This window comes from Lentzea nigeriaca (assembly GCF_016907955.1).
Classification (GTDB): Bacteria; Actinomycetota; Actinomycetes; order Mycobacteriales; family Pseudonocardiaceae; genus Lentzea; species Lentzea nigeriaca.
In genome coordinates this window covers 120,830-145,347 of record NZ_JAFBCX010000018.1, presented here as the reverse complement: position 1 = coordinate 145,347, position 24,518 = coordinate 120,830, and the positions used below count along the sequence as shown (strand labels likewise).

The window sequence follows — 24,518 nt, the reverse complement described above, 5'->3', positions numbered from 1 at the left end:
CCAGCGCCGGGAATCACCCCTGCCCAACACAAACGAGCACACCAAACCGTCCACCGGCATCTCATCCCGGCGCCAAGTGAAAGATCGAGGCTAGTCCTCGGGCTCCCAGGTAAGGAGGCGCACCTTGGCCACCGTGCGGACGTGTTTGCGCATGGCGGCCGCCGCCTTCTTGGGGTCGCCCGCGGCGATGGCCTCGTAGATCGCCGTGTGCTGCGCCAGCGAACGGGACGGACGGCCCGGCTGGCGCAGCGACTCGGTGCGGCTCTCGGTGATCTGCAAGGCGATGGTCTTCATGAAGTCGGCGAGCAGCGAGCTGTGCGCGGCGGCGGTGACGGCGGCGTGGAAGCGGCGGTCGCCTTCCACACCGACGCCGCCGCCGTCGATCTCGTGGCGCATGAAGTCGAGCGCCTGGCGGATGTCGTCGAGCTCGGCGTCGGTGCGGCGTTCGGCGGCGAGCTCGGCGAGCTTCGTCTCCAGCGCCTCGCGTGCCTCCAGCACCTCGGGGAGGCGCTTGCGGCGTTCGACGAGCTGCTCGACCGGCTCGGCGTCGAGGGTGTCGCGGACGAGGTACGTGCCGCCGCCGTGGCGTGCCTCCACGAGGCCCTGGACCTCCAGCACGACGATCGCCTGCTTCACCGACGCGCGGCTCACGCCGAGGCTCGCGGCGAGCTCGCGTTCGGCGGGCAGCTTGTCGCCCGCCTGCAGACCCGCTTCGGTCGCGTACGCGCGCAGCCGTTCGAGCACCTGCTCGTACAGGCGGGACTTCACCATCGGCCGCAATGCCTCTGACATCGGTCCAGGATATCGGCTGAGTGGCTCAGCCACTAGGCCACCTCTTGACAGCTGAAGATCACAAGCGGAAAGTGGCTGAGCCACTTGGCCACTGTCCCCGAGGTCGCCCCACGACGGGAGTCCTGCATGTCCGCCGAACTGATCTCGATACTCGTGCTGGTCGTGGTCTTCGTCGTCGCCACGACCAGGTCGATCAACATGGGTGCGCTCGCGTTCGCCGCCGCCTTCGGGGTCGGCACGCTGGTCGCGGGCATGAAGACCGACGACATCTTCAAGGGCTTTCCCGGCTCGTTGTTCGTCGTGCTGGTCGGCGTGACGTTCCTGTTCGCCATCGCGCGGGCCAACGGCACCACGGACTGGTTGGTGCACATGGCGATCCGGCTCGTGGGCGGGCGGATCGCGCTGATGCCCTGGGTGATGTTCGCGATCACCGGCGTGCTCACCGCGATCGGCGCGGTGAGCCCGGCGGCAGTGGCCATCGTCGCGCCGATCGCGATGGGGTTCGCGGCGAAGTACAGGATCAGCCCGCTGCTGATGGGCGTGCTGGTGGTGCACGGCGCGCAGGCCGGCGGCTTCTCCCCCATCAGCATCTACGGCACGATCGTCAACGGCATCGTGGCCAAGGAAGGCCTGCCGGGCAACGAGATCGTGCTGTTCCTCGCGAGCCTCGTGGTGAACCTGCTGATCTCCGTCGTGGTGTTCGTGGTGTGCGGAGGGATGAAGCTCGCCCGGCAGCCGGTCCAGACGCCGGCACTGGTCCACGCGGGCGGCGGCGGGTCCGTGGAGGACGTCGACGAGCCGATCACGCTGACCGCACCTCGCCTGGCCACCCTCGCGGGCCTCGTCGCGCTCGTGGTGGCGGCGCTGGTGTTCGATCTCGACGTGGGCCTCGCCGCGATCACCGTGGCGGTGCTGCTCAGCGTGGTGTGGCCGGAGACGTCCAAGCAGGCGATCACCCAGATCACCTGGCCGACCGTGCTGCTGATCTGCGGCATCCTCACCTACGTCGCCGTGCTGCAGACGATGGGCACGATCAAGTGGGCCGGCGACTCGGTCGCGGGTGTCGGCGCTCCCCTGCTCGCCGCGTTGCTGATCTGCTACATCGGCGCGATCGTGTCCGCGTTCGCCTCGTCTGTCGGCATCATGGGCGCGCTCATCCCGCTCGCCGTGCCGTTCCTGCTGCAGGGCGACGTCAGCGCGGTCGGCCTGATCGCGGCGCTCGCGGTGTCGGCGACCGTGGTCGACGTGAGCCCGTTCTCCACCAACGGCGCGTTGGTGCTGGCCGGCGCGCAGGACATCGACCGCGACAAGTTCTTCAAGCAGCTCATGGTGTACGGCGGGATCATGGTCGCGGCAGCTCCGCCGCTGGTCTGGCTCGCCCTGGTCGTTCCCGGAATCTGGTGACTCATGTTTCCTTCGCACTCTGACCGCGTCGCACTCCGGTTCGGCGACCGCAGCCTGACCCACGCCGAGCTGGCGTCCTGCGCCGGAGCGCTCGCGCACCAGCTCGCCGGGCTGCCTCGGGTGGCGATCTGGGCCACGCCGGCGATCGAGACGTGCGTGGCCGTCGTCGCGGCGTTGCTCGCGGGGGTGCCCGCCGTGCCGCTCAACCCGAAGGTCGGCGAACGCGAGCTGGCGCACATCGTGGCCGACAGCGCGCCCGCCAACGTCCTCGCGGCGCCGGGACTGGCTCTGCCGGACGGGCTGCGGTCGGTGCCTCGCCGGGAGGTCACGCTCGACGACAGGTCTTCCGAGTCGTTTCCGGAACCGGATGCCGAGGCGCCCGCGTTGATCGTCTACACCTCGGGCACCACGGGACCGCCCAAGGGCGTCGTGCTGCCGCGCCGGGCGATTGTGTCCACACTGGACGCTGTGGCCGACGCGTGGGAGTGGACCTCTTCTGACGTGCTGGTGCACGCGTTGCCGTTGTTCCACGTGCACGGGCTGATCCTCGGCGTGCTCGGGCCGTTGCGCAGGGGCGGCACGCTGCACCACCTCGGCAAGTTCTCGACGACCGCGCTCGCCGAGGCGCTGAGCGCCGACGGCACGATGATGTTCGGCGTACCGACCATGTACCACCGGATCGCGGAGGAGGTCGGCGACAACCCCGGGCTGGCAGAGGCGTTGCGGGGGGCTCGTCTGCTCGTGTCGGGCTCGGCGGCGTTGCCCGTGCGCGACCACGAACGGATCGCGGCGGCCACCGGGCAGCGGGTGGTCGAGCGGTACGGCATGACCGAGACGCTGATGAACACCAGCGTGCGCGCCGAGGGCGACCGCAGGCCCGGCGCCGTCGGGATTCCGTTGCCAGGCGTGGAAGTCCGGCTCGTCGACGACGCCGGCGGCACGCTCGACCAACGCGGTGCCATCGGCGAGATCCAGGTGCGCGGGCCGAACCTGTTCACCGAGTACCTGAACCGGCCGGACGCGACCGCGGAGGCGTTCGCGGACGGGTGGTTCCGCACCGGCGATGTCGGCACGCGCGACCCGGACGGCTACTACCGGATCGTGGGGCGCAAGGCGACGGACATCATCAAGAGCGGCGGTTACAAGATCGGCGCTGGCGAGATCGAGAACGCGTTGCTGGAGCACCCGTCCGTCGCGGAGGTGGCGGTGACCGGCGAGCCCGACGACGATCTCGGCGAGCGGATCGTCGCGTGGGTCGTGCCCAGCGGCGCCGCACCGGAGGAACGTGAGCTCGTCGATCACGTGGCCCGCCTGCTCACGCCGCACAAGCGCCCTCGCGTGGTGCGGTTCGTCGAGTCGTTGCCGCGCAACGACATGGGCAAGGTCGTGAAGCGTGCGCTCCGGGCGTGAGTCCGCCCGCGCGCTGATCGACCGGCTCACGTCGGCGTTCACCGAGCTGTCCGATCCCGTTGGCCCCATCGGCGACGGGCCGCTCGGCTGGCCCGGCTACGGGGATGCCGTGGCCGCGGCCGCCGCGCGCACCGGGGAGAGGGAGTCCGTCGTGTGCGGGGTCGCGGAGATCGGCGGCGTGCGGGCCGTGGTCGTGGCGTTCGAGTTCGGGTTCTTCGGCGGATCGCTGGGAACCAGGACCGGAACGCGGATCGAGCAGGCCTTCGAGCGGGCGCGTTCGCTGCGCGTGCCGGTGGTGTCGCTGGTCATGACCGGGGGCAGCCGCATGCAGGAGGGCACGCCCGCGTTGCTGCAGCTGCAACGGATCGCGCGCCAGCTCGCGCTGACCCGCGAGGCGGGCCTGCCGCACATCGCTGTGCTGCGCGATCCGACGACCGGTGGCGGCTGGGCGACGCTCGGGGCGGGCGCCGACGTCGTGCTGGGCCTGCGCGGTGCCCAGGTCGGGTTCGCCGGTTCACGGGTGCGGCCGCCGGGCTATTCGGTGACGCAGCAGTTCGCGGCCGGTCTGGTCGATCAGCTCGTGCCACCGGAGGAACTGCGGACCAGGCTGGAACGCTGGCTTCGGCTCGTCACCTCACCAGCGGACTCCCCTGCCCCGGTGCCTGCGGGACAGGGCTCGTCGGCGTTGCCGGAAACCGGGTGGGACGCCGTGGAACGCGCCCGCGCACCGGGCCGTCCCCGTGCGGCCGCCTACCTCGCGTCCTATTTCGACTGGCACGAACCGATCAGCGGAGATCGGTGCGGTGGCGTCGATTCCGGCGTGCTGTGCGGGTTCGGGCAGCGCTCCGGCGTGACGGTCGCCTACGCGGCCCAGTGCGGCACGGCGACCCGGCCCGCTGGCTTCCGCACGGCGGCGCGCCTGGTGAGGCTCGCCGACCGGCTCGGTGTCCCGGTGCTGACGCTGGTGGACACGCCGGGGGCGGCCAACGACGAGCCCGCCGAGAAGGCCGGTGTCGGTGCGGCCATCGCGGACATGTTCACCGCGGTCGCCGCCGCGCGTGTGCCGGTGACGACGTTGCTGATCGGCGAAGGCGGATCGGGTGGCGCGCTCGCGTTCTCGGCGGCCGACCGGATGTGGGTCACGCGGGACAGCTACTTCGCGGTGATCTCGCCCGAGCTGGCGGTGGCGATCCTGAAACGGGATTCCTCGCGCGTCCGTGCCACGGCGGAGGAGTTGCGGCTGCGGCCGCAGGACCTCGTCGAGCTCGGGATCGCGCGAGGGATCGCCTGACCTCTCAGCGAATGACGGCCATCCGGTCCGCCCACGGCAGCGCTTCCTCCAGCTGCGACGCGAGCCGGATCAGCACCGACTCCCCTTCGAGCGGCGCGACGAACTGGACGCCGAGCGGCAGCCCGTCCGCCGTCCAGTGCAGAGGCAGCGAGATCGCCGGGCGGCCGGTGATGTTCGCGAGCTGCGTGTACGGCACCCAGCCGAGGTTGTCGGAGATCATGTCGTCGAGGATCTTGGTGTAGCGCAGGAGCCGGGCCGTGCCGGTCTTGAGCAGCACGTCGGTCGCCCGCTGCAACGACAACGGCAGGTCGAACGCGCCGACCTCGGGCGGCGGGGTAGCCAGCGTCGGCGTCAGCAGGAGGTCGTAGGACTCGAAGAAGGTGCTGAGCCGCCGCGTGTGCTCGTGCCGCCGGTGGACGGCGTCCACGTAGTCGACCGGGCTGGTGGCCCGTCCCAGCGCGGCCATCAGCAACGTGTCGCGCTCGAACGCGATGTCCGGCGCCCCGGTGACCCGCTTCGTGTCGGCGACCTTCCAGGCCAGGTTCACGAACCACGTCAGCAGGAAGTCGCGGGCCAGCGCGGCGTCGTCGAACGGCGCCTCCGGCAGCTCCTCGACGTGGTGACCGAGATCGGTCAGCACCCGGACGGCGTTATCGACGGCCGCGTACGCCTCGGCGTGCGGCTGAGGGGTGATCGCGGACGGTACCCGCACCCCGATCCGCAGCTTCCCCGGATCCTCGCCGACACACGACGCGAACGACGCCGACGGCACGGCGGGCGAGTACGGCCCGGACGGTTCGCCACCGCAGATGACGTCGAGCATCGCGGCCGTGTCCCGCACGGTCCGCGACACCACGCCCTGCACCGCCGCGCCGTGCATCATCTCGGCGGACTCCGGCCCGAACGGCGTAAGCCCGCGTCCGGGCTTCAGCCCGACGAGCCCGCAGCAGGCCGCCGGAATCCGCGTCGAACCACCACCGTCGTTCGCCCCGGCGCACGGCACGATCCCGGCGGCGACCGCGGCCGCCGACCCGCCCGACGAGCCACCGGGCGTCCGTTCCAGGTCCCACGGGTTGCGGGCGGGCCCCCAGGCGAGCGGCTCGCTGATGGCCTTCGCGCCGAACTCCGGCAGGTTCGTCTTACCGAAGATCACGAGCCCCGCGTCGAGCCAGCGCCGCACGACCGTCGAGTGCTCGGCGACCGGGTGCCCCTTGAGCGAGCGCGAGCCGTTCGACGTGGGCAGCCCCGCGTAGTCCTGGCCGAGGTCCTTGATCAGGAACGGCACCCCGGCGAACGGCCCGGTGAGGTCCTCCGACGGCTCGGCGGGAACGTCCCGCACGATCGCGTTGAGCCGCGGGTTGACCTCGGCCGCGCGCTCCCGTGCCACGGCCAGCAGTTCGGCCGCGGACACCTGCTTCGCGGCGACCAGCTGCGCCAGCCCGGTGGCGTCGTGTTTCCGGTACTCGTCGAAGTCCATCCGGACAAGGTAGCCGCCGAGGACGGTTCGTGCCGGAAGTGCCCGTTTCTCAAGAGATCCAGCCACAATGCCGATAACGTCCCAACGCGAACCGGGAGGGGACATGACCGAGCCGAACGAGCCGCCGAACGACCGGGTGGAACCGCCGGCCGACCAGTCGTGGCTGGAGATGGAGAACGTCCGCGAGGGCGGGCATCCGGCCGGCGAACAGCGGGACGGCGGGTGAGCGACCAAGGGCAGGTGTACCTGGCGTTCGTCGAGGGCGAGCTCAAGGCGGAGCGCGAACGCCGGACCGCGCTCGACGGCAGAGGCCAGACGCTGGTGACCGCGTCCGGTGTGCTGGTCACCCTGTTGTCGGGCATCACCGCCATGGTGCAGGCCGGGGTGAAGACCCCGGTCCCGCCGCTGGCGGTCGGGCTGGTGCTGCTCGCGGTGGCGTTGTTCGTGCTGGCCGCGATCGCCGGGATCGTCGCGGGGTGGAACGCGCGTTATGCCGTCGCGGCGACGGCGACGCTGACCAGGATGCTGCGGGAGCACTGGACCGACAGCGAGGTCGACGCGCGCAACAACGTGGCGACGGTGCACGCAACCACGGTCCGGACCTTGCGCGAGGCCAACAGGTTCAAGGCCGCGTGTGTCAGCGCGGGACTGATCCTGCAGGTGCTCGCGCTCGTGCCGTTCGCGACCGCCGTCGTCGTGATCGTGGGCCGGATGTGAACGAGGTCGAGCTCGACGAGCTGGTCGCCCATCTGGAGCACCACTTCGCGACGCCCGGCGCCGATCCGCTGGCACCGGCGATCGAGGCCAGGGCCGCCCGGCTCACCGAGCTTCTCGCCGACCTCCCGGCGACCGAACCCCGTCAGCGGACGCTGATCCGCTACCTGTGGCGGCGTTTCTGGGCGCTGCCGGTCGGATCGGGGGAACCGGAGCTGCGCTCGGCGGTCGACCGCGCCAAGGCGTTGCCCGGGACGGACACTCTTCCGCTGGGGCTGCGGGTGCTGGTGGACCTCGACCCAGGCTGGGACGACCTGGTGACCACCTGGTCCCCTGTCGAGGACGCGGATCTGAACCGGGTCGTCGCCGCCCAGATGGTCGTCGCGCACTTGGCACCGCCCGGCAGCATGGAACGCGCGGTGCACCTCAACCATCTGGCGGCCCAGCGTTTCAACCGCTATCTGAAGGAAAAGGGCGCGCCGGACCGGGACGCGGCGATCGACGCGTGGCGCGAGATCGCGGCGATCCTCGGCGACGAACACGATCAGGTGGCCGCGATGTGGGCGAACATCGGGTTGGCGCTGCGGGCCCGCTATCGCGACACCGGCGCGGCGACCGACCTCGACGAGGCCATCGCGGCAGGCCGCCGCGCGGTGCGGGACGAGCGCCTGCGGCTTCCGGTGATCCTCTCCAGCCTGTCGATCTCGCTGCGCGACCGCTACGAGCTGCGCCGCGACGAGGCCGATCTCGACGAGGCGATCCCCCTCGCCCGCCAGGCCGTCGACCAGATGGGTCCCGGGCACCCCGAACTCCAGGTGGCGCTGATGAACCTGGCGCGCGCGCTGTCGTTCCAGCACAGCCGGACCGGCGCCGAACGCGATCTGGAGGAAGCGGCCGCCGTAGCGGCCCGCGCCGCGGAACCCGTGCTGCGTACCGGCTTCCTGAACGCCCAAGGTGTCGAGACCCTGGAGATCCACCTGGACGTACTGACCCGCCGCGCCGAGCACCACCGCGACGGGGATGACCTGGCCCGCGCGTTCGAGGTGGTGGACCTGCTGCTCACCGCCGCGTCCTCGCCGAGGTCCCGCGCACGGCACCTGCGTGCCCGCCGGGATCTGCTCGTCCTGCGATTCGAGTTCGGCCAACGCCTCGCCGACCTGGACGAGGCCATCGCGTTCGCCCGCGGCATCCCGGCGGACGAAGCCTCACCGGACGACACCGCGATCGACGCGCTCACGTTGGCGAGGTTGCTCTTCGCCAGGGACGAGATCACCGGTGATCTCACCGGCTCGGCCGCCGCGGTCCTGCTGATGGCCGGCCTGCTGAGCCCGGCGCAGGGACGCGGGCATCCGCTGGCGCCGACGGTCCGCCAGGTCTTCGAGGAACTCGCCCGCACCGGCGATCCCGCTCCACTGTTCGACGACTCGCTGACCGATCAGGCGCATCTGCTGCGGAAGGTTCCTCTGGGGACGGTCAGCGACCCAGCCACGATGTGCCTGTACGGCTGGTTGTTCTGGTTGCGGTCGTTCCGTCAGGAGGACGAGCTGCGGGCGCGCGAGGACCAGAACTGGGCCGTCACGCTGTTCTACCCCGTGTACCAGGTCGCCAGCTCCGTTCTGCCGGCCCCGGTCACCGACTACTACGCCTCCGTCGCGGACGATCAGTCCGACGAACCGTCGTTGGCCAGTGACCGCTTCCGGGAGCAGAGCGTCTTCGCGGCGATGCGCTACGAGCAAACCGGATCGCGCCAGTGGATGGTCGAGGCCCTGCACATGGCACGGCGTGCGGTCGAGGCGGCACGGGCGGCCAGCGTGTCGGCGGAGGCCGCGGCGCTCAACAACCTCGGCGTCATCGTCGTGAGTCTCCCTGCCGACGAGCAGACCGAGCCACTGCTGGTGGAAGCCGTCGAGGCGCTGCGCACGTCCGTGGAGCTGAGTCCGCCCGACGAACCGTATCTGCCGGGCCGGTTGTCGGTGCTCGGCGCGCTGCTTTCCCGTCTGCACCGGCACACCCGCGATCCGGACGTGGCGAACGAGGCCGTCGGCATCTGCCGGCGCAGCGTCGAGCTCACGCCCGACGGGCATCCCAGCGCCGGGCTGCACCTGTCGAACCTGGGTTCGGCGCTGCTGGCGGTACGCGACCCGTCGGTCGACGACATCGCCGAGGTCGTCGACGTCTTCCGTCGCGCGACAGAGGTGATGGCGCCGGACCACCACGGGTGGCCCGGCCTGTTGTCCAACCTGGGGCTCGCGCTGTCCACGTTGAGCGTGCGGACGAAGGATCCCGTGCACTCGGCGGAAGCGGTCAGCGTGCTGCGGAAGGCAGATGCCGCGCTGCCGGACGGGGCGAGGCGCGCGGAGATCCTGGAAACCCTCGTCCACTCCCTGCGTGACCTGTTCCTGCGCGACCCCGATCCGGCGCACCTCGCCGAGGCGGTCGACCGCGCCCGCGAGTGGTATGCGCTGCTGCCACCTGGCGGCGCGGCTGCCCAGGACGCGGCTCTGGAGCTCGCGAACCTCCTGCGCGAGACCGGCGACGGCCGTGCCGAGGCCGCCCAGCTGCTGCGACAACACCTCGACGTGCCGGAACCGCTGGGAATGGACAGTCCCGCGACGCTGACCCGGATCGGCCTGAGGCTCATGGATCTCGCGGAGGAACTCGGCGAGACAGGCCTGTGGCGGGACGCGATCACCGCGTTGCGCCACGGCGTCTCCATCTCCGCACAGGACGACGAACTGGCCGATGCCCGCAGGGTCTCGCTGGTGACCGGCTTGCACGACGCCTACACCGCGACCGGCGCCGTCCCGCTGCTGCACGAGGCGGTCAGCCTGTGGGACGCCCTGCTCGAGGACACGCCGTCAGATCACCCGAACCTCGCTTCCCGGCTCGAGGGCTGCGTCCAGACACTGCTGCGGCTGCACTTCGACCTGGGCGACCACAGCCGCGTGGACGACGCGTGCGCGTTGGCTGCGAGAGCAGCAGACCTTCCCGGCTCCGGGCGGAGCGAACAGATGCTGCTGGCCGAGACACTCGCGGTGCGGTCGCGGGTCACCGGTGATCCGAAGCTGTTGCGCCGGGCGGTCCAGGTCGGCCGTGCGGCCTTCCGGAGCGAAGCCGGCGAGGACGACGGGGTGGGTGCCAACTTCCCCGGCATCCTGCTCTCCTACTACCTGAGCACGGGTGCGAACGAGCTGCTCGACGAGGCGATCGACCTGGGCCGGCGCGTCGTCGCGGCGCTGCCCGGCACGAGGAGCTGGGGCTCGGGCTCGCTGAACACGCTGGCCCAGTGCCTGACGTTGCGGTACCAGCGATCCGGTGACATCGACGCGCTGCGAGAGGCCGTGCGGTTCCAACGCGAAGCCACCAAAACGGTTCCGGTCGCCTACCCGTTCCGGTCGCTCTACCTCGTCAGCCTCCAGGAAGTGCTGCAGACACTGGCCGGGTTCGACGACGACCCGGCGCTGCTCGCGGAGGCGACGGACTGCGCGCGGGCTGCCGTCGCTTCCGCGGGCGACAGTCCCGACTTCCGCGCGACGGCGTCCGCGAGTCTCGCCCGGTCACTCCTCGCCCAGCACCGGAAGTTCCCGGACACCACCCTGCTCGCCGAGGCCGCGGAGGCAGCGGAGTCGGCACTGCGGGACGGCGACGCGCACCCGCAACGCGACGTGTTGCTCTACACGCTGGCCCAGGTGCTCGCGGAGTCCGATGAACGGGACAAGCTGGTGCGCGCCAGGGACCTCCACCGCGCGGCCGCGTCGTATCCCAGTGGTGCCAACAACAACCAGTTCGTCGCGGCCGGACATTGGGCCGAGCTCGCGATGACCCTGGACGACCCGCACGATGCCCTGAGCGCGTGCCGGCACGCGATCGAGCTGCTGCTGGTCCAGGTTGGACCTGCGCTGCGACGTGCCGATCGTGAGCGCGGACTGGCCGGGGCGGCTTGGCTGCCGAGGACCGTCGCCGCGGCCGCGCTGGCCACCGGCCGGCCCGAGCTCGCCGTCGAGCTCATGGAGCAGACCCGCGGGATCCTCATGGCCGAGGCGCTTCATCTGCGGATGGACCTCAGTGACGTGCAGGCCCGAGATCCCGACCTGGCCGAGGAGTTCACGCGCGTCGGCCTCGAACTCACTCGGCACCGTCCTGAGCTGAGCCCGGCCGCGGCGCTGACGGTGGAGCAGCGCACGGAGCTGGCCGAGCGGTGGCAGGTGCTCCTCGACCGCATTCGCGAGTTGCCGGGCCGTGCGGACTTCCTCAGGCCACCAACCGTGACGGCGCTGCAGGAAGGGATCACCGACGGCGCCGTCATCGTCGTCACCGCCAGCGAATGGCGCTCCGACGCCCTGGTGCTCGACGGTACGTCCGTGCAGACCGTAGGCCTTCCCGCCGTCAACCTCGACGAGGTCGTGGACCGGGCCAACGCGTACCTGAACGCGCTCGACGAGTTCGCGCGAGCTCGGCTGGCGTTCGTCGCGAACCGGGCCGACGACCGGCTCAGAGCGAGGTTCCGCGACCGTCTCGCGGCGATGGAGAAGTCGATCCACGACACGCTCGAGTGGCTGTGGGAGACCGTCGCCGAACCGGTGTTGCGGCACCTCGGCCACACCGGCACGCCGACCGGTGAGTGGCCTCGGGTGTGGTGGTGTCCGACAGGTCCGTTCGCGCTGCTTCCCCTGCACGCCGCCGGTCACCACCGCGCCCAGCCACCCGTGTCCGTCATCGATCGTGTCGTGTCCTCCTACACGCCAACGGTTCGTGCTCTGCAGGCAGTGCCGAACCGTCTGGTTTCACCGGAGCCTCGGACGCTCATCGTCAGCGTCACCGCTCCGGGGCATCCCGAGCTGCCCAGCAGCGGCCGCGAACGCGATCTGCTCGTCGGCCTGTTTCCGGGAGACAGGCACACCCTGCTCGAGGGTGCGTCCGCGACCAGGGAGGCGGTGCTGCGCGAGCTGGCCGGCCACGACTGGGTGCACCTGAGCTGTCACGGCCACCAGGACCTCGACAACCCGTCCAACGGCGGGCTGGCGCTGTTCGACGGGGCGCTGTCGATCGCGGACGTCAACTCGCAGGAGGCCGACCTGGTCTTCCTGTCCGCCTGCCAGACCGCCACGACCGGGGTCCGGCTCACCGACGAGATGATGACCTTGGCCAGCGCGATGCGCTACGGCGGCACCAGTCACGTCATCGCCACCCTGTGGACGGTGTACGACACGATCGCCGCCGATGTGGCCGAGCTGGTGTACGAGCACCTGGCCAGGAACGGCAGCCCCGACTCACGGGAGGCCGGTGTCGCGCTGCACCAGGCGGTTCGTGCGCTCCGCGAGCGTCATCCCGGCAACCCGAGCGTGTGGACGCCGTTCGTCCACATCGGACACTAGGGTTCGCGGGCGACGGAACGCGCGGCTGCCGCCAGTGCGTTCGTCGCCGCACGGATACCGGTGTCGACGACGGCCTGCAACACCTCGGGACGTCGTTCGGTGCGGCCGACCCGCAGGCTGCCCAGAGGCGGGCGGATCTGCAGGCAGGCGGGGTGCGTCGCGAGCAGGTGCTCCTCCTCGACCCTGAGCTCCTTGTGGCGCAGCCAGGTCTGCGCGACTCCCGGCGCGTGCCGGGCGAACCACCGTGCCAGCACGATCCGTTCGCCGCGGGACGGGGCGGAGGGCATCTCGTCGCTGCGGCGGGTGCGCAGGGCGACGATGTGCGTGGCCTTCTGGGCGAGTGCGGTCCGCACGCCGAACGACTCGCTCAGGCCCGCGTCGACGTACGGGCGGCCGTCGATCACGACGGGTTTGCCGGCGAGCAGCGGCATCGCGGTCGACGCTCGCAGGGCGGCCTGCAGGCTCGGGACGTCGTGGATCATGCCGTGCAGGTCGGCGGGCTCGCCGGTGAGGGCGTCGGTGGCGATCGGGTGGAACTCGACGGGGTTGTCGAGGATGTCCTGGAAGCCCATCGGCATGACCTGCGTGTAGACGGTGTGCACGAGGTGCTTGGTGTCCACGACCGGTTGCCGGATCAGCGCGCGCAGCGGGTTGATGGTCGTCCGCATGACGCGCGGGTCCCACCACGCGTGTTTGGTGCTCTCGGCGCGGCCGCACAGCAGCCACGCGGCGTTCAGGGAGCCGGCCGAGCTGCCGTAGACCGCGTCGAACACCGGCAGCAGGCCGAGTTGCTCGATGGCGACGGTCATGCCGCTCGAGTAGGCGCCGCGTGAGCTTCCGCCTTCGATGAGCAGCACCAGACGTGCGTCGTCGGTGCGCCGGCCTGGGGTGCTGTGGTGCTGCACGCGGTCGCGCATCAGCTGCAGTACGTCGTCGGACACCCTTCGACTGTCTCACGCCGCGCTCAGCGTCAGTTCCAGGACGTCGATGCCGACCGGCGTCCGGCGGGTCTTCAGGTCCGCGACCTGCCAGGTCCGGTCGAGCAGGGCCGCGAGGGCGATCCGCACTTCCATCCGCGCCAGGTGCGCGCCGAGGCAGAAGTGGATGCCGTGGCCGAACGACAGGTGCGGGTTGACGGTGCGGCTCGGGTCGAAGGTGTGCGGGTCGGCGAAGACGGCCGGGTCGCGGTTGGCGGCGGAGATCATCGCGACGACGCGGTCGCCCGGCTGGAGCTCCACGCCGCCGAGCGTGGTGGGTCTGGTGACGAACCGGTCGGTGCCGCCGGTCGGCGGCAGGTAGCGCAGGACTTCCTCGACCGCCGTCGCGAGGTCGGCGGGCTTCGGCTGCCCTGCGAGGCACAGCATCGCGTCGACCAGCAGCGTTTTGGTGGTCTCGTGGCCGTTGATCAGCAGCAGGACACAGAAGTTGATCAGCTCGTCCTCGGTCAGGCCCGAGGCCCGCAGCGTTGCGACCACACCGTTCGAGCTCTCTTCGCGGAAGAAGGCGCGGATCTCCCGCAACGCCTGGCGGAACTCGGTCTCGTCGGCGGTGAACGTGCCGAAGAACGACGTGATCGCCTCGGTCCACCGCACGAAGTCCGGCGACACCCGCACGCCGAGCAGGTCCGCGATCGTGTGCACCGACAGCGGGTAGGCCACGTCGTGGACGAGGTCCAGCCTCGACCCCGCGATCGAGACCCTCTCGTTGATCATCGGCTCCAGCGCGGCCACCGCGCGCGGCGTGAACACCTGGCTGACGATCCGCCGCAACGCGTGGTGCCGCGGCGGATCGGTCGCGAGCAGGCTCCGCAGCAACGGGTTGTCGCGGTGCGGGATCGGCTGGGCGCTGTAGCGCAGTTCGTCCGACGAGAACACCTCGTGCCCGGTCAGCACTCTGTCCACATCGGAATAGCGGGTGACCACCCACGCGCCGAACTCCGCGAACCGCGGCGGCCCGGCCTCCTGGGCGTGGAAGGCGAAGATCTCCTCAAGCGACACGAACCACAGCCTGCTAGGCACCCGCGGCCGTGGCTTGGAAGAAACGGACACACGACATCCCGACCGCCCGCCGGAACTCCGCCAGCATGTGCGGCTGGTCGTAGAACCCGCTGCGCACCGCGATCTCCGCCCAGTCCGGCACCGCCGCCTCACGCGCCAACGCCATCGCGTGATGCAGCCGCACGACCCGTGCGTACGCCTTGGGGCTCAACCCGACCGCGACCTGGAACCGCCGTCGCAGCTGCCGTTCGGACAACCCCGTCACGTGCTCCGACACCCGCGTCCCGGGATCGGCGCGGATGGCGCGGACGACCCGCACCACCGCCTGGTCGACAGGCCGCGCCGGTGCCCGCAGCGCACGCAATGCGTCGCCGAGACCCGAGCCGGGCAACGGCATCCCTCGCAGTGGCACCTCGTCCGCGGCGATGCCCAGCACCGAGGCACACGTCCCCGGCCGCAATCGCATTCCGATGAGGGGTCGTGGCACCACGCCGGAGCGGGCCTCGGTCTCCGGTCCGCTCAGCCACAACGTGCCGTCGGCGAAGACCAGCAGGTCGACCGCCGGTTGCGGCAAGGAGAGCGGCAGCTCACCGCTGCGCCGCCACATGGTGCTCACTCGATCGGCGAGGACGTCGCTGGTCACGCCGCCGAGTGAACCTCCTGCGGCCCGATCACCGCTATTGAATTGCTTCGTCCTGCTAACGTGGAGGAGAGATCAACGCCTCGTGGAGGAGCTCGACGTGCTGGTGGTGGGTGAAGACGACATCTCCGGGTGAGCCCGGGATGTGACAGGCCATCGCTCGTGATGGCTGTTTCGTCGTTCCCTTTTTCCACTCGCGCGCCGTTCTGCGCGCGCAGCACACTCCGAGGTCTCACCCATGTCCATCGTTCTGTCCAACCTGTCGTTCGCCTGGCCGGACGACACCGCGGTGTTCGACGGCCTGTCCGCGACCGTGCCGGACGGCCGCACCGGTCTCGTCGCCCCGAACGGCGCGGGGAAGTCGACGCTGCTCAAGCTCGTCGCGGGCGCGTTGACGCCGTCAGGCGGCAGCGTGTCCGTAGACGGCGTGCTGGGGTATCTGCCGCAGGACCTGCCATTGACCGCGGAGCTGACCGTCGCCGAGGTGCTCGGGGTGGCGGAGGTGCTCACCGCGATCGCGGCCGTCGAGTCCGGTGACGTCGACGAGAACCACTTCACCGTCATCGGCAGCGACTGGGACGTCGAGGAACGCACGCGCGCGCAGCTGGACCGGCTCGGGCTCGGTGATCTCGCGCTGGACCGGCCGCTCGGCACGGTGAGCGGCGGGCAGATCGTGTCGCTGGGGCTCGCGGCGCAGTTGCTCCGGCAGCCGGACGTGCTGTTGCTGGACGAGCCGACCAACAACCTCGACCTGGACGCCCGGCACCGGCTCTACGACGTGCTGGACGACCGGCGCGGGTGTCTGCTGGTGGTGAGCCACGACCGGGCGTTGCTCGACCGGATGGATCGCATCGCGGAGCTCGACGGCGGCGAGATCCGGTTCTACGGCGGCAATTTCAGCGAGTACTCCGAGGCGGTCGCGGCCGAGCGCGAGGTGGCGGAGAAGAACATCCGCAGCGCCGAGCAGGAGGTCAAGCGCGAGAAGCGGGAGATGCAACAGGCGCGGGAACGGGCGGCGCGGCGGGCCGGCAATGCTCAGCGCAACCTCTCCAACGCCGGTCTGCCGCGAATCTTCGCGGGCAACATGAAGCGCAACGCCGAGGTGTCCGCCGCCAAGGCCGACGGCACGCACGCCGCGCGGCTCAGCGCCGCCAAGACCCGGCTGGACCAGGCCGAGCGGGCGTTGAAGGACGAGCAGAAGATCAGCCTGGAGCTGCCGCAGACCGCCGTTCCCGCCGGGCGCACGCTGTTCCTCGGCACGGGCATCCGGGTGCGGGAGCTGTTCGACGGCGTGGATCTCGCGATCCGCGGGCCGGAACGCATCGCGCTGGCCGCCCCGAACGGCGCGGGCAAGTCGACGTTGCTGCGGGTGGTCCACGGTTCGCTGGTGCCGGACAGCGGCGAGGTCAAACGGGCCGACGGGCGGGTCGCCTACCTGTCACAGCGGCTGGACCTGCTCGACGACTCCCGGACGGTGTCGGAGAACCTGGCCGCGTTCGCCCCTGCCATGCCGCCGGGCGAGCGGATGAACCTGTTGGCGCGCTTCCTCTTCCGCGGCGCGCGGGCGCAGCTGCCGGTCGGGGTGCTGTCGGGTGGCGAACGGCTGCGGGCGACGCTGGCGTGCATCCTGTTCGCCGAGCCCGCGCCGCAGCTGCTGTTGCTCGACGAACCGACGAACAACCTCGACCTGGTCAGCGCGGGGCAGCTGGAGAGCGCGCTGAACGCGTACCAGGGCGCGTTCGTCGTCGTCAGCCACGACGAGCGGTTCCTGAGCGAGGTGAGGATCGACCGGTGGCTGCGGCTGGACAACGGCAAGCTGCTCGAGTCCAACCGTGGCTGAGGCCGAGCTCGTCGCCCACGAACCGGTGCATGCGTTCGGCAGCCGCCGGGTGCTGAACGGGGTGTCGCTGACGGCGGCACCGTGGAACGCCCTGGGTTTCCTCTCGTAGTCCACAGTGGACAGTCGCTTTCCCGGCGGAAGCTGTGCCACGCTGCGAACGTGAACGAGCCCGAGGACACAACCGCTCTGAGCAACCACGTGACGGGCGCGGGCGACGGCCCGGTCCTGCAGGCGGGCACGGTCCACGGCGGGATCCACGTCTACGGGGCGGCGCGAGATCGCCGAGGCGGTGCCGCACCACGATCGCGCCCGGCCGCACGTGGTCGCAGTGGTGCGGATCTGCCTGGGCTACGACGACGGGCTCGGCGACCTGCTGCGGGTGCCGCGGGAATTGGAAGGGAAATCCATCCCGGTGCGCCGTTCGACAGAGGCAGCACTCCTACTTACGGAGGAAAGCCCGCAAAATTGACTACGGTCAGTAATGCACGATCGGGATAAACCGCCGCCCACGGGTCGATCGATCGCTGCCATACTCCGAACAAGATCTTGAACAACGATCGACCTCACCGGTGTGGGGCGGGCCGGTCCGTCCGGGCGAACTGCGACGCCGACACGATGGAGCTTTGAGAGCTCAGCTCGCCGTCAGCCAGGCTGCGAGCTCTCCTCGTCCGGCAGCGGTGCGACGGCCCTGGCCAGAACGCGGCGACGTCCATCGGACGCGGCCAGCACGCGCCGCGCCTCGTCCTGCATCGACTGGATCGCGAGATCGTCACCGGCGTCGAGGGCGAGCGACTCCAGCCAGAACCGCTTCTCGATGGCCTGCCAGTCCGGCTTCTCGGTGACCTCGACGTCCACGAACCCGGCTTCCGGCAGCTGCGAAGCGAGGTCGAGCTGCCGCATCCGAGCCGGCAACCGTTCGTCCGCGGGATCGAGGGCCTCCCACGTCGTGAGGACCAGGCGTCCACCGGGGCGCAGCACGCGCAGGCACTCCCGCAGCGCGTCGAGCGTGGGTTCGGCGAACTGGATGGCGTCGACGACGAGCACGGCGTCGACCGACGCCGGGGACAGGCCGGTCGCGGTCATCGTGCCCACCCGGAAGTCGGCGTCGGCGCGCCGCTTGGCCTGCGAGATCGCGACGGCCGAGAAGTCCACGCCGATCAACCGGCATCCCGTGCGGCCGGCGATCTCCAGGCCGTACCCGCCGCGACCGCACGCCAGGTCGAGGAGGACCTGGCCTGGGCGCGGGTCGAGGATCGCGACGACCTCGTCCAGGCCCGCGCCGCCCAGCAGGCTCGTCGACTGCAGGCCGGGTGGCAGGCCGAGCATGCGCCACACGAGTTCGTCCGCCGCCGGTGATTCGACGCGCTCGGCGTACCAGCGGTCGAAGTGCTCAGCACTCGTCACCCGTCGACCATGCCACAACGGGCTGATTCGCTTGATCTCGCCGACGGCTCACCGTTCCGCTGTGGCCCCGTGAAGATCCGTTCCACGACCGATCTGGACGTCGACGTCTTCGTCCTCCGCGCTCACGCTGCCCGGCACGTTGCCGTGGCCGCGCCGCTGGTGGACGCTGGGCGCAGGGATGCCACCCGTGGTTCCGCGCCGAGCACGTTGATCAGGGCCGGACCCGGCCGTTCACACACCACGACGGCGTCGTTCACGGCAGACTTGGTGTTCCGCTCAGCACAGCCGCCGCACTGCCTGCACTGGTTCTGATCAACATCTGGACCAAAGTATGACGGCGCGTTAGGCCCAGGTATGACGACGCGCGAGCGGCCACGTCGTTATTGTCCGATCCGGTGGCGACCGGCAGCCACGACCATCCTTTCCGCCGAAGGGACAGCCGCCTCATGAGGGAAGTTCTGCAGTCAGCGACGGAAATGCGCTCGCGTGTGACCGGATGGATGGGGAAACGGCTGCTCGCGCACCTCAGCCGGACCGGGTTCGACCTCGAGTCGTCGTGGTTCGTACCCTCGCGCGTGCTGGCGCCGCTGCGGCGCAACGGGTTGAACCCCGTGCCCGAGCTCGCGCGCATGCAGGCCCACGGGCCGATCACACGGCTGCCGCTGCCGGTGACGGTGTGGCTCGTGACCGGATATGAGGCGTCCAAGCAGGTGCTGGTCGACAGCGACTCGTTCAGCAACGACTTCGGCAACCTCAAGGAGCTGGGGTTGTTCGCCGACGAGGCGCCGGGCGGGCTCGGGTTCAGCGACCCGCCGGAGCACACGCGGCTGCGCAAGGTCCTGACGCCCGAGTTCACCATGCGGCGGCTCTCGCGGCTGATCCCGCGCATCGAGGCCATCGTCAACGACCAGCTCGACCTGATGTCCATGAAGGACGGCCCTGTCGACCTCGTCGAGGACTTCGCGATGCCGGTGCCCGCGCTCACGATCTGCGAGCTGCTGGGCGTGCCGGCGAGCGAGCGCGAGGAGTTCCAGCGGCGCAGCGTCGCCCGTTTCGACCTCGGTGGTGCGGCCACGGCGTCGTTGTCCGCGGTGTCGGAGTCGGTCGTGTACTTCCGCGAGCTGGTGCGCGCCCAGCGGCTGGCGCCGACCGACGGGCTGCTCGGTGAGCTGGTGCGCAAGCACGGTGACGAGCTGGCCGACGACGAGCTGGCCGGGCTGGCCGACGGGCTGCTCACCGGCGGGTTCGAGACGACGGCCAGCATGATCTCGCTCGGCACCCTGGCGATGCTGCGCTCCCCCGAGCTGTTCGACCGCGTGCGGGGTGACGAGGAGGCCGTCGGCGGAGTGGTCGACGAGCTGCTGCGGCACCAGTCCGTCGTGCAGGTGGCGTTCCTCCGCATCGCGCGCAAGGACATCGTGGTCGCCGGCACGCGGATCCGCGCGGGTGACATCGTGGCGTGCTCGCTGTCGCAGGCCAACCGCGATCCGAGCGTGTACGCGAACCCGGACGAGATCCGCCCGGAGCGGGCAGCGGGTCAGCACCTCGCGTTCGGGCACGGCGCCCACCGCTGCATCGGCGCCGAGCTCGCCAAGATGGAGCTGCGGATCGCGTATCCGGCGCTCGCCCGCCGCTTCCCGGAGATGCGGCTCGCGGTCGACCCCGGCGCGCTGTCGTTCCGCAAGCTCTCCATCGTCTACGGGCTGCACTCGCTGCCGATCCACCTCGGCAACGACACCAGTCCGACCCAGCTGGATCTTTGACGGAGGCGGGTGGGGGATGGCCTGATACACCCAACTTCTCGTCATCGGGGTTGAGGGATCATCCCTCATGCCTTCGTGTCGGCGTTCGAAGAGTCTTTACCTACCAACGCAAACCGCGAACGGAAGGTAAGGACCATGATCCGCAAGGCCATCATCGCCGCCGCCACCCTCTCGACCCTCGCGCTCCCGGCCGTCGCGTCCGCCGACCCGGTCATCGGCCAGCCGGCGCCGTGCGCGAAGGTCACCGACCTGGCGGGCCCGGACTTCTCCGTGAGGCAGTGCGGGGTCAGCGACGTCGACCAGCACCGCGCGGGTCTGGAGAACAACGGCAGCGCCTACTGCGGCCCGGCGTCGCTGTACAACGTGCTGCACTACTGGGGCCACGAGAAGAACGCGCCGGTCGGCTGGCTGAGCACCAAGGTCAAGAACCTCGACCCCCAGGACCAGGCCGACTACAACGTCGTCACCAACTCCATCTGGCGGATCGGCGAGGACGCCGAGTACGACGGCGGCACCAACCTGTACAACCTGCGTGCCGCCTGGAACATCGCGGCTCAACCCGCCCGTGACGCCGGCTGGGCCACGGTCGCGGCGGGAGTGAACACCAACGGCGCCGCGGACTTCGGCGGCGACCTCGCTCGCAAGCTCGCCCGCGGCCCGGTGCAGATGGTGTACGGCCGTTACTCGGCCGGCCCGAAGACCGGCAGCCTGCAGCGCGGTGGCGGCCACATCGTCACGCTCATGCAGGTCGACGGTTCCTTCAACGGCGACACCCTGCAGGTCCGCTACGTGGACCCCGGTCGTGCCGCGGACCACGGCGTCGGCGACTATCTGAAGACTCAGTCCGACTACGCGACGATCAACGCGACCCTGACGAAGAAGACCGTCGTCGAGTGGGTCCCGACGAAGAACAACCCCGACAACGACCTGGGTGACATCGCCATCCCCGGCACCTACCGCACCGTGACCCGCTGGCAGCTCACCACGCCCGGTTCGACCGCGCCGACCACGCAGCTGGTCGAGGGCTACAACTGGTTCGACATGGCGCCGCCGGTCGGCTGATCAAGCGCCCTGGTGACCGATGAAGGGAACGTTCATCCACCTCACACGTGGATGAACGTTCCTTCATCGTTTTCGGGGGACGGCGGGCCAGGATCGGGTTCGTCGGCGCGGACAGATCCGGAGGGCCGGATTCGTCGGCTGCGACGAGGTGGAGGTGGGGCGGCCAACCTAGCGTTGAGCCACGGCACCACGGTGGTGCGTCAGGGCAAGATCGTGGAGGAGGGACGGCCACTCCGTTCCGAAACCGACCTGGGGGACCCGCGGAATGACCACGATCGAGGACCTCGGAGGCCGATCTCGTACCGCTCGACGACTCGCGGTTCCTGTGCCGGCTATCGGAGAACTCGAGCTGGTCGTCTGCCGTCTCCTACGCCCTGCCCGCCGGTGAGAGGTATCTGCACATGGGTCTCCGCGCTACTCCGAAGGTTTCCTGACATGGATCTGCTCCACGACATCGAGCGGCTCGTCACGTGCGAGTCGCCGTCCACCGACCTCGCGGCGGTCGCCCGCAGCGCGGACGTCACCGCCGAGGTGGGGTCCGCGCTGCTGGGCGCGCCACCGGAACGGATCGTGCTCGACGGCCGCACGCATCTGCGGTGGCGCCTGGGTTCCGGGCCCCGCAGGGTGTTGCTGCTCGGGCATCACGACACGGTGTGGCCGATCGGAACTTTGGAGCGGATTCCGTTCGAGGTGCGCGACGGTGTGCTGCGCGGGCCCGGTTGCTTCGACATGAAGACCGGCGTCGCGATGATCTTCCACGCCGTCGCGGCGCTGGGTTCTTCCGAAGGTGTCACGGTTCTCATCACCGGCGACGAGGAGATCGGGTCGCCCTCGTCGCGCGGGCTGATCGAGACCGAGGCGCTGGAGCACGAGGCCGTGCTCGTCACCGAGGGTTCGGCGGACGGCGGCGCGCTCAAGACCGAGCGCAAGGGCACGTCCATGTACGAGGTGACGCTGCACGGCCGCGCCGCCCACGCCGGCCTCGAACCCGAGCGCGGTGTGAACGCGACGATCGAGGCCGCGTATCAGATCCTCGCCGTGTCGCGGTTGGCGGACGCCGCCGCGGGCACCACCGTGGTGCCGACTGTGCTTTCGGCGGGCACGACGACGAACACCGTGCCCGCACAAGGGAAGTTCATGGTCGACGTGCGCGTGCGGAACCTCGCCGAGCAGCTGCGGGTGGACGAGGCCATGCGGGCGTTGGAGCCCGTGCTCGACGGAGCCAAGGTCGAGATCACCGGCGGCCCGAACCGCGCGCCGATGGAACTCTCGGCGTCCGCGGCGTTGTTCGACCTGGCCTCCGGGTTCCTTCCGGGGCTCGCGCGGGCCGCCGTCGGTGGCGCGTCGGACGGCAACTTCACCGCGGGCGTGGGGATTCCGACGCTCGACGGCCTCGGTGCCGTCGGTGGTGGGGCGCATGCCGAGAGCGAGCACGTGCTGGTGTCCGAGCTCGTTCCGCGCACCAGGTTGCTCACCGCGCTCGTGCGGGAGCTGACATGATCGTCCGACAGCTCACCGAGCACAAGGAGCTCCTTGCCGCGCAACGGTTGTACGAGTCGATCTGGCGTTCGTCCACTCCCCCGGTCACCGCGGAGCTGATGCGGGCGCTGATCAAGTCCGGCAACTACGTGGCCGGCGCCTTCGACGGCGAGGACCTCGTCGGCGCGTGCGCGGGGTTCTGCTCACCACCCGCGGAGAGGTCGTTGCACAGCCACATCGCCGGGGTCGCGCCGGGCATGCGCGGGCGCAACATCGGCCACGCGTTGAAGCTCGACCAGCGGGAGTGGGCACTGGCACGCGGGATCAGGACGATCACCTGGACGTTCGACCCGCTGGTGCGCCGCAACGCCCACTTCAACCTCGCCAAGCTCGGCGCGGACGCCACCGCCTACCTTCCGGACCTGTACGGCCAGATGTCCGACGACATCAACGGCGGCGGGGACAGCGATCGGCTCCTCGTCACCTGGGATCTGACCGCCGGTGAGCCACGTGCCGTGAGTGCCGAGGGAGTGGTCGCGCTCGGGATCTCCGCCGACGGGATGCCGGTGCCGGGAACCATCGAAGGGCATACCGTCCTGGTCGCGGTGCCGGCGGACATCGAGTCGCTGCGGGCCACGAACCCGGCCGCGGCACACGAGTGGCGTCACGCCGTGCGCGGCGTGCTCGGCGGGCTGCTCACCGAGGGCGCCCGCATCACCGGGTTCGACAGGTCCGGGTGGTATGTCGTGGAGAGGAGCAGCGAGTCGTGAAGCTGACCGGGGTCGAGCTGCGCTGGGTCGAGATGCCGTTGAAGTCGCCGTTCCGGACGTCGTTCGGCACGCAGACCGTGCGGTCGTTGTTGCTGCTGCGTGCCGTCACGGACGAGGGCGAGGGCTGGGGCGAGTGCGTGGCGATGGCCGAGCCGGTGTACTCGTCGGAATATCTCGAAGGCTGCGCGGACGTGCTGCGCCGGTTCCTGGTCCCGGCGCTGACCGGGCCCGTCGACGGGGTGTCGGTCGCTCCTCGGCTGGCGCACTTCCACGGGCATCGGATGGCCAAGGGCGCGTTGGAGATGGCGGTGCTGGACGCCGAACTGCGCACACGTGGCGTGTCGTTCGGTCGTGAGCTGGGAGCGGTCCGCGACCGCGTGCCGTGCGGGGTGTCGGTCGGGATCATGAACTCGATCCCCGAGCTGCTGGACGCGGTCCGCGGCTACGTCGACGAGGGATACGTCCGGATCAAGCTGAAGATCGAGCCGGGCTGGGACGTCGAGCCGGTGCGCGCTGTCCGGGAACGGTTCGGCGACGTGCTGCTGCAGGTCGACGCCAACACGGCCTACACGCTCGCCGACGCACGGCACCTCGCCAAGCTCGACCCGTTCGAGCTGCTGCTGATCGAGCAGCCGCTGCCGGAGGAGGAGATCCTGGCGCACGCGGAGCTCGCGAAGGTGGTGCGCACGCCGATCTGCCTCGACGAGTCGATCACCTCGGCCCGGTCCGCCGCCGACGCGATCACGCTCGGCGCCTGCCAGGTCGTCAACATCAAGCCTGGCAGGGTCGGCGGCTATCTGGAGGCGCGCCGCATCCACGACGTGTGCGCGGCGCACGGTATCGCGGTGTGGTGCGGCGGCATGCTCGAAACGGGTATCGGGCGGGCGGCGAACGTGGCGCTGGCGGCGTTGCCCGGCTGCACGCTGCCCGGTGACACGTCGGCGTCGGACCGCTACTACCGGATGGACGTCACCGAACCGTTCGTGCTCGACGACGGCCACCTGACCGTTCCGACCGGACCGGGGCTCGGCGTGGCGCCGTTGCCGGACGCGCTCGACGCCGTCACGGTGAAGACGGAGTGGATTCCTCTGTAGACGGTT

20 protein-coding genes are annotated in these 24,518 nt (G+C 70.4%); 14 read left to right on the top strand and 6 right to left on the bottom strand.

Going from position 1 to position 24,518, the window contains the following annotated elements; translation table 11 throughout:
• Positions 1-90 precede the first annotated feature (90 nt).
• Positions 91-792, bottom strand: coding sequence for a FadR/GntR family transcriptional regulator (locus tag JOD27_RS38140; protein WP_204767218.1), 702 nt, complete (start codon positions 790-792; stop codon positions 91-93).
• A 126-nt stretch (positions 793-918) separates the two neighbouring features.
• Here JOD27_RS38140 and JOD27_RS38135 point away from each other — a divergent pair, with 126 nt between their 5' ends.
• Genes JOD27_RS38135 through JOD27_RS38125 form a run of 3 tightly spaced genes read left to right on the top strand, consistent with a single transcriptional unit; the run spans position 919 to position 4,897 of the window.
• On the top strand, positions 919-2,196 hold the full coding sequence (locus JOD27_RS38135; protein WP_204767217.1) for an SLC13 family permease: 1,278 nt from the start codon (positions 919-921) through the stop codon (positions 2,194-2,196).
• A 3-nt stretch (positions 2,197-2,199) separates the two neighbouring features.
• Positions 2,200-3,606 carry an acyl-CoA synthetase gene (locus JOD27_RS38130; RefSeq protein WP_204767216.1) on the top strand — a complete coding sequence of 469 codons (1,407 nt, stop codon included), beginning with the start codon at positions 2,200-2,202 and terminating at the stop codon, positions 3,604-3,606.
• The gene (locus tag JOD27_RS38125; protein WP_204767215.1) at positions 3,590-4,897 is read left to right on the top strand and encodes a carboxyl transferase domain-containing protein; all 1,308 of its coding nucleotides are present in this window, start codon (positions 3,590-3,592) and stop codon (positions 4,895-4,897) included. Before JOD27_RS38130 ends, JOD27_RS38125 begins: the two co-directional genes overlap by 17 nt.
• Positions 4,898-4,901: 4 nt before the next feature.
• On the opposite strand, the gene JOD27_RS38120 is transcribed toward JOD27_RS38125, so the two are convergent.
• Positions 4,902-6,374 (bottom strand): amidase, encoded by a 1,473-nt coding sequence (locus JOD27_RS38120; RefSeq protein WP_204767214.1) that lies wholly within the window; start codon positions 6,372-6,374, stop codon positions 4,902-4,904.
• Between the two features lie 103 nt (positions 6,375-6,477).
• Here JOD27_RS38120 and JOD27_RS46285 point away from each other — a divergent pair, with 103 nt between their 5' ends.
• Genes JOD27_RS46285 through JOD27_RS46995 form a run of 3 tightly spaced genes read left to right on the top strand, consistent with a single transcriptional unit; the run spans position 6,478 to position 12,463 of the window.
• Positions 6,478-6,600: a hypothetical protein gene (locus tag JOD27_RS46285; RefSeq protein WP_275591912.1), complete on the top strand. Its 123-nt coding sequence runs from the start codon at positions 6,478-6,480 to the stop codon at positions 6,598-6,600.
• A complete protein-coding gene (locus JOD27_RS38115) occupies positions 6,597-7,091 on the top strand; it encodes a hypothetical protein (RefSeq protein ID WP_204767213.1) in 495 nt (164 codons plus the stop codon). The genes JOD27_RS46285 and JOD27_RS38115 overlap by 4 nt, the downstream gene beginning before the upstream one ends.
• The gene (locus tag JOD27_RS46995) at positions 7,088-12,463 is read left to right on the top strand and encodes a CHAT domain-containing protein (RefSeq protein ID WP_204767212.1); all 5,376 of its coding nucleotides are present in this window, start codon (positions 7,088-7,090) and stop codon (positions 12,461-12,463) included. Before JOD27_RS38115 ends, JOD27_RS46995 begins: the two co-directional genes overlap by 4 nt.
• Here JOD27_RS46995 and JOD27_RS38105 read toward each other — a convergent pair.
• From JOD27_RS38105 to JOD27_RS46985, 3 genes are read right to left on the bottom strand one after another with little or no spacing between them, the layout of a single operon-like run.
• Entirely contained in the window at positions 12,460-13,404 is a 945-nt protein-coding gene (locus JOD27_RS38105) for a patatin-like phospholipase family protein (RefSeq protein WP_307830572.1), read from the bottom strand. The two genes, JOD27_RS46995 and JOD27_RS38105, sit on opposite strands and share 4 nt — an antisense overlap.
• Positions 13,405-13,416: 12 nt before the next feature.
• Positions 13,417-14,460 carry a cytochrome P450 gene (locus JOD27_RS46990; protein WP_204767211.1) on the bottom strand — a complete coding sequence of 348 codons (1,044 nt, stop codon included), beginning with the start codon at positions 14,458-14,460 and terminating at the stop codon, positions 13,417-13,419.
• A gap of 13 nt (positions 14,461-14,473) precedes the next feature.
• Entirely contained in the window at positions 14,474-15,103 is a 630-nt protein-coding gene (locus JOD27_RS46985; RefSeq protein WP_204767210.1) for a helix-turn-helix transcriptional regulator, read from the bottom strand.
• 235 nt (positions 15,104-15,338) lie between these two features.
• Between JOD27_RS46985 and JOD27_RS38090 the strand changes: the two genes are divergently transcribed.
• Both JOD27_RS38090 and JOD27_RS47315 read left to right on the top strand, forming a co-directional pair.
• On the top strand, positions 15,339-16,940 hold the full coding sequence (locus tag JOD27_RS38090) for an ABC-F family ATP-binding cassette domain-containing protein (protein ID WP_204767209.1): 1,602 nt from the start codon (positions 15,339-15,341) through the stop codon (positions 16,938-16,940).
• 277 nt (positions 16,941-17,217) lie between these two features.
• Entirely contained in the window at positions 17,218-17,409 is a 192-nt protein-coding gene (locus tag JOD27_RS47315) for an effector-associated domain 2-containing protein (RefSeq protein ID WP_372441791.1), read from the top strand.
• Positions 17,410-17,582: 173 nt separating this feature from the next.
• Here JOD27_RS47315 and JOD27_RS38085 read toward each other — a convergent pair whose 3' ends face one another.
• A complete protein-coding gene (locus JOD27_RS38085) occupies positions 17,583-18,344 on the bottom strand; it encodes a class I SAM-dependent methyltransferase (RefSeq protein WP_204767208.1) in 762 nt (253 codons plus the stop codon).
• A 69-nt stretch (positions 18,345-18,413) separates the two neighbouring features.
• On the opposite strand from JOD27_RS38085, the gene JOD27_RS38080 reads away from it, so the two are divergent.
• The 6 genes from JOD27_RS38080 (at position 18,414) to menC (ending at position 24,512) form a co-directional block, all read left to right on the top strand.
• Positions 18,414-18,656 (top strand): hypothetical protein, encoded by a 243-nt coding sequence (locus tag JOD27_RS38080; RefSeq protein WP_204767207.1) that lies wholly within the window; start codon positions 18,414-18,416, stop codon positions 18,654-18,656.
• Between the two features lie 188 nt (positions 18,657-18,844).
• Positions 18,845-20,107, top strand: coding sequence for a cytochrome P450 (locus JOD27_RS38075; RefSeq protein ID WP_204767206.1), 1,263 nt, complete (start codon positions 18,845-18,847; stop codon positions 20,105-20,107).
• A 135-nt stretch (positions 20,108-20,242) separates the two neighbouring features.
• On the top strand, positions 20,243-21,169 hold the full coding sequence (locus tag JOD27_RS38070) for a hypothetical protein (protein WP_204767205.1): 927 nt from the start codon (positions 20,243-20,245) through the stop codon (positions 21,167-21,169).
• A gap of 435 nt (positions 21,170-21,604) precedes the next feature.
• A complete protein-coding gene (locus JOD27_RS38065; protein WP_204767204.1) occupies positions 21,605-22,669 on the top strand; it encodes a M20 family metallopeptidase in 1,065 nt (354 codons plus the stop codon).
• Positions 22,666-23,418: a GNAT family N-acetyltransferase gene (locus JOD27_RS38060; protein ID WP_204767203.1), complete on the top strand. Its 753-nt coding sequence runs from the start codon at positions 22,666-22,668 to the stop codon at positions 23,416-23,418. Before JOD27_RS38065 ends, JOD27_RS38060 begins: the two co-directional genes overlap by 4 nt.
• The gene (menC, locus tag JOD27_RS38055; RefSeq protein WP_204767202.1) at positions 23,415-24,512 is read left to right on the top strand and encodes an o-succinylbenzoate synthase; all 1,098 of its coding nucleotides are present in this window, start codon (positions 23,415-23,417) and stop codon (positions 24,510-24,512) included. Before JOD27_RS38060 ends, menC begins: the two co-directional genes overlap by 4 nt.
• Positions 24,513-24,518 lie beyond the last annotated feature (6 nt).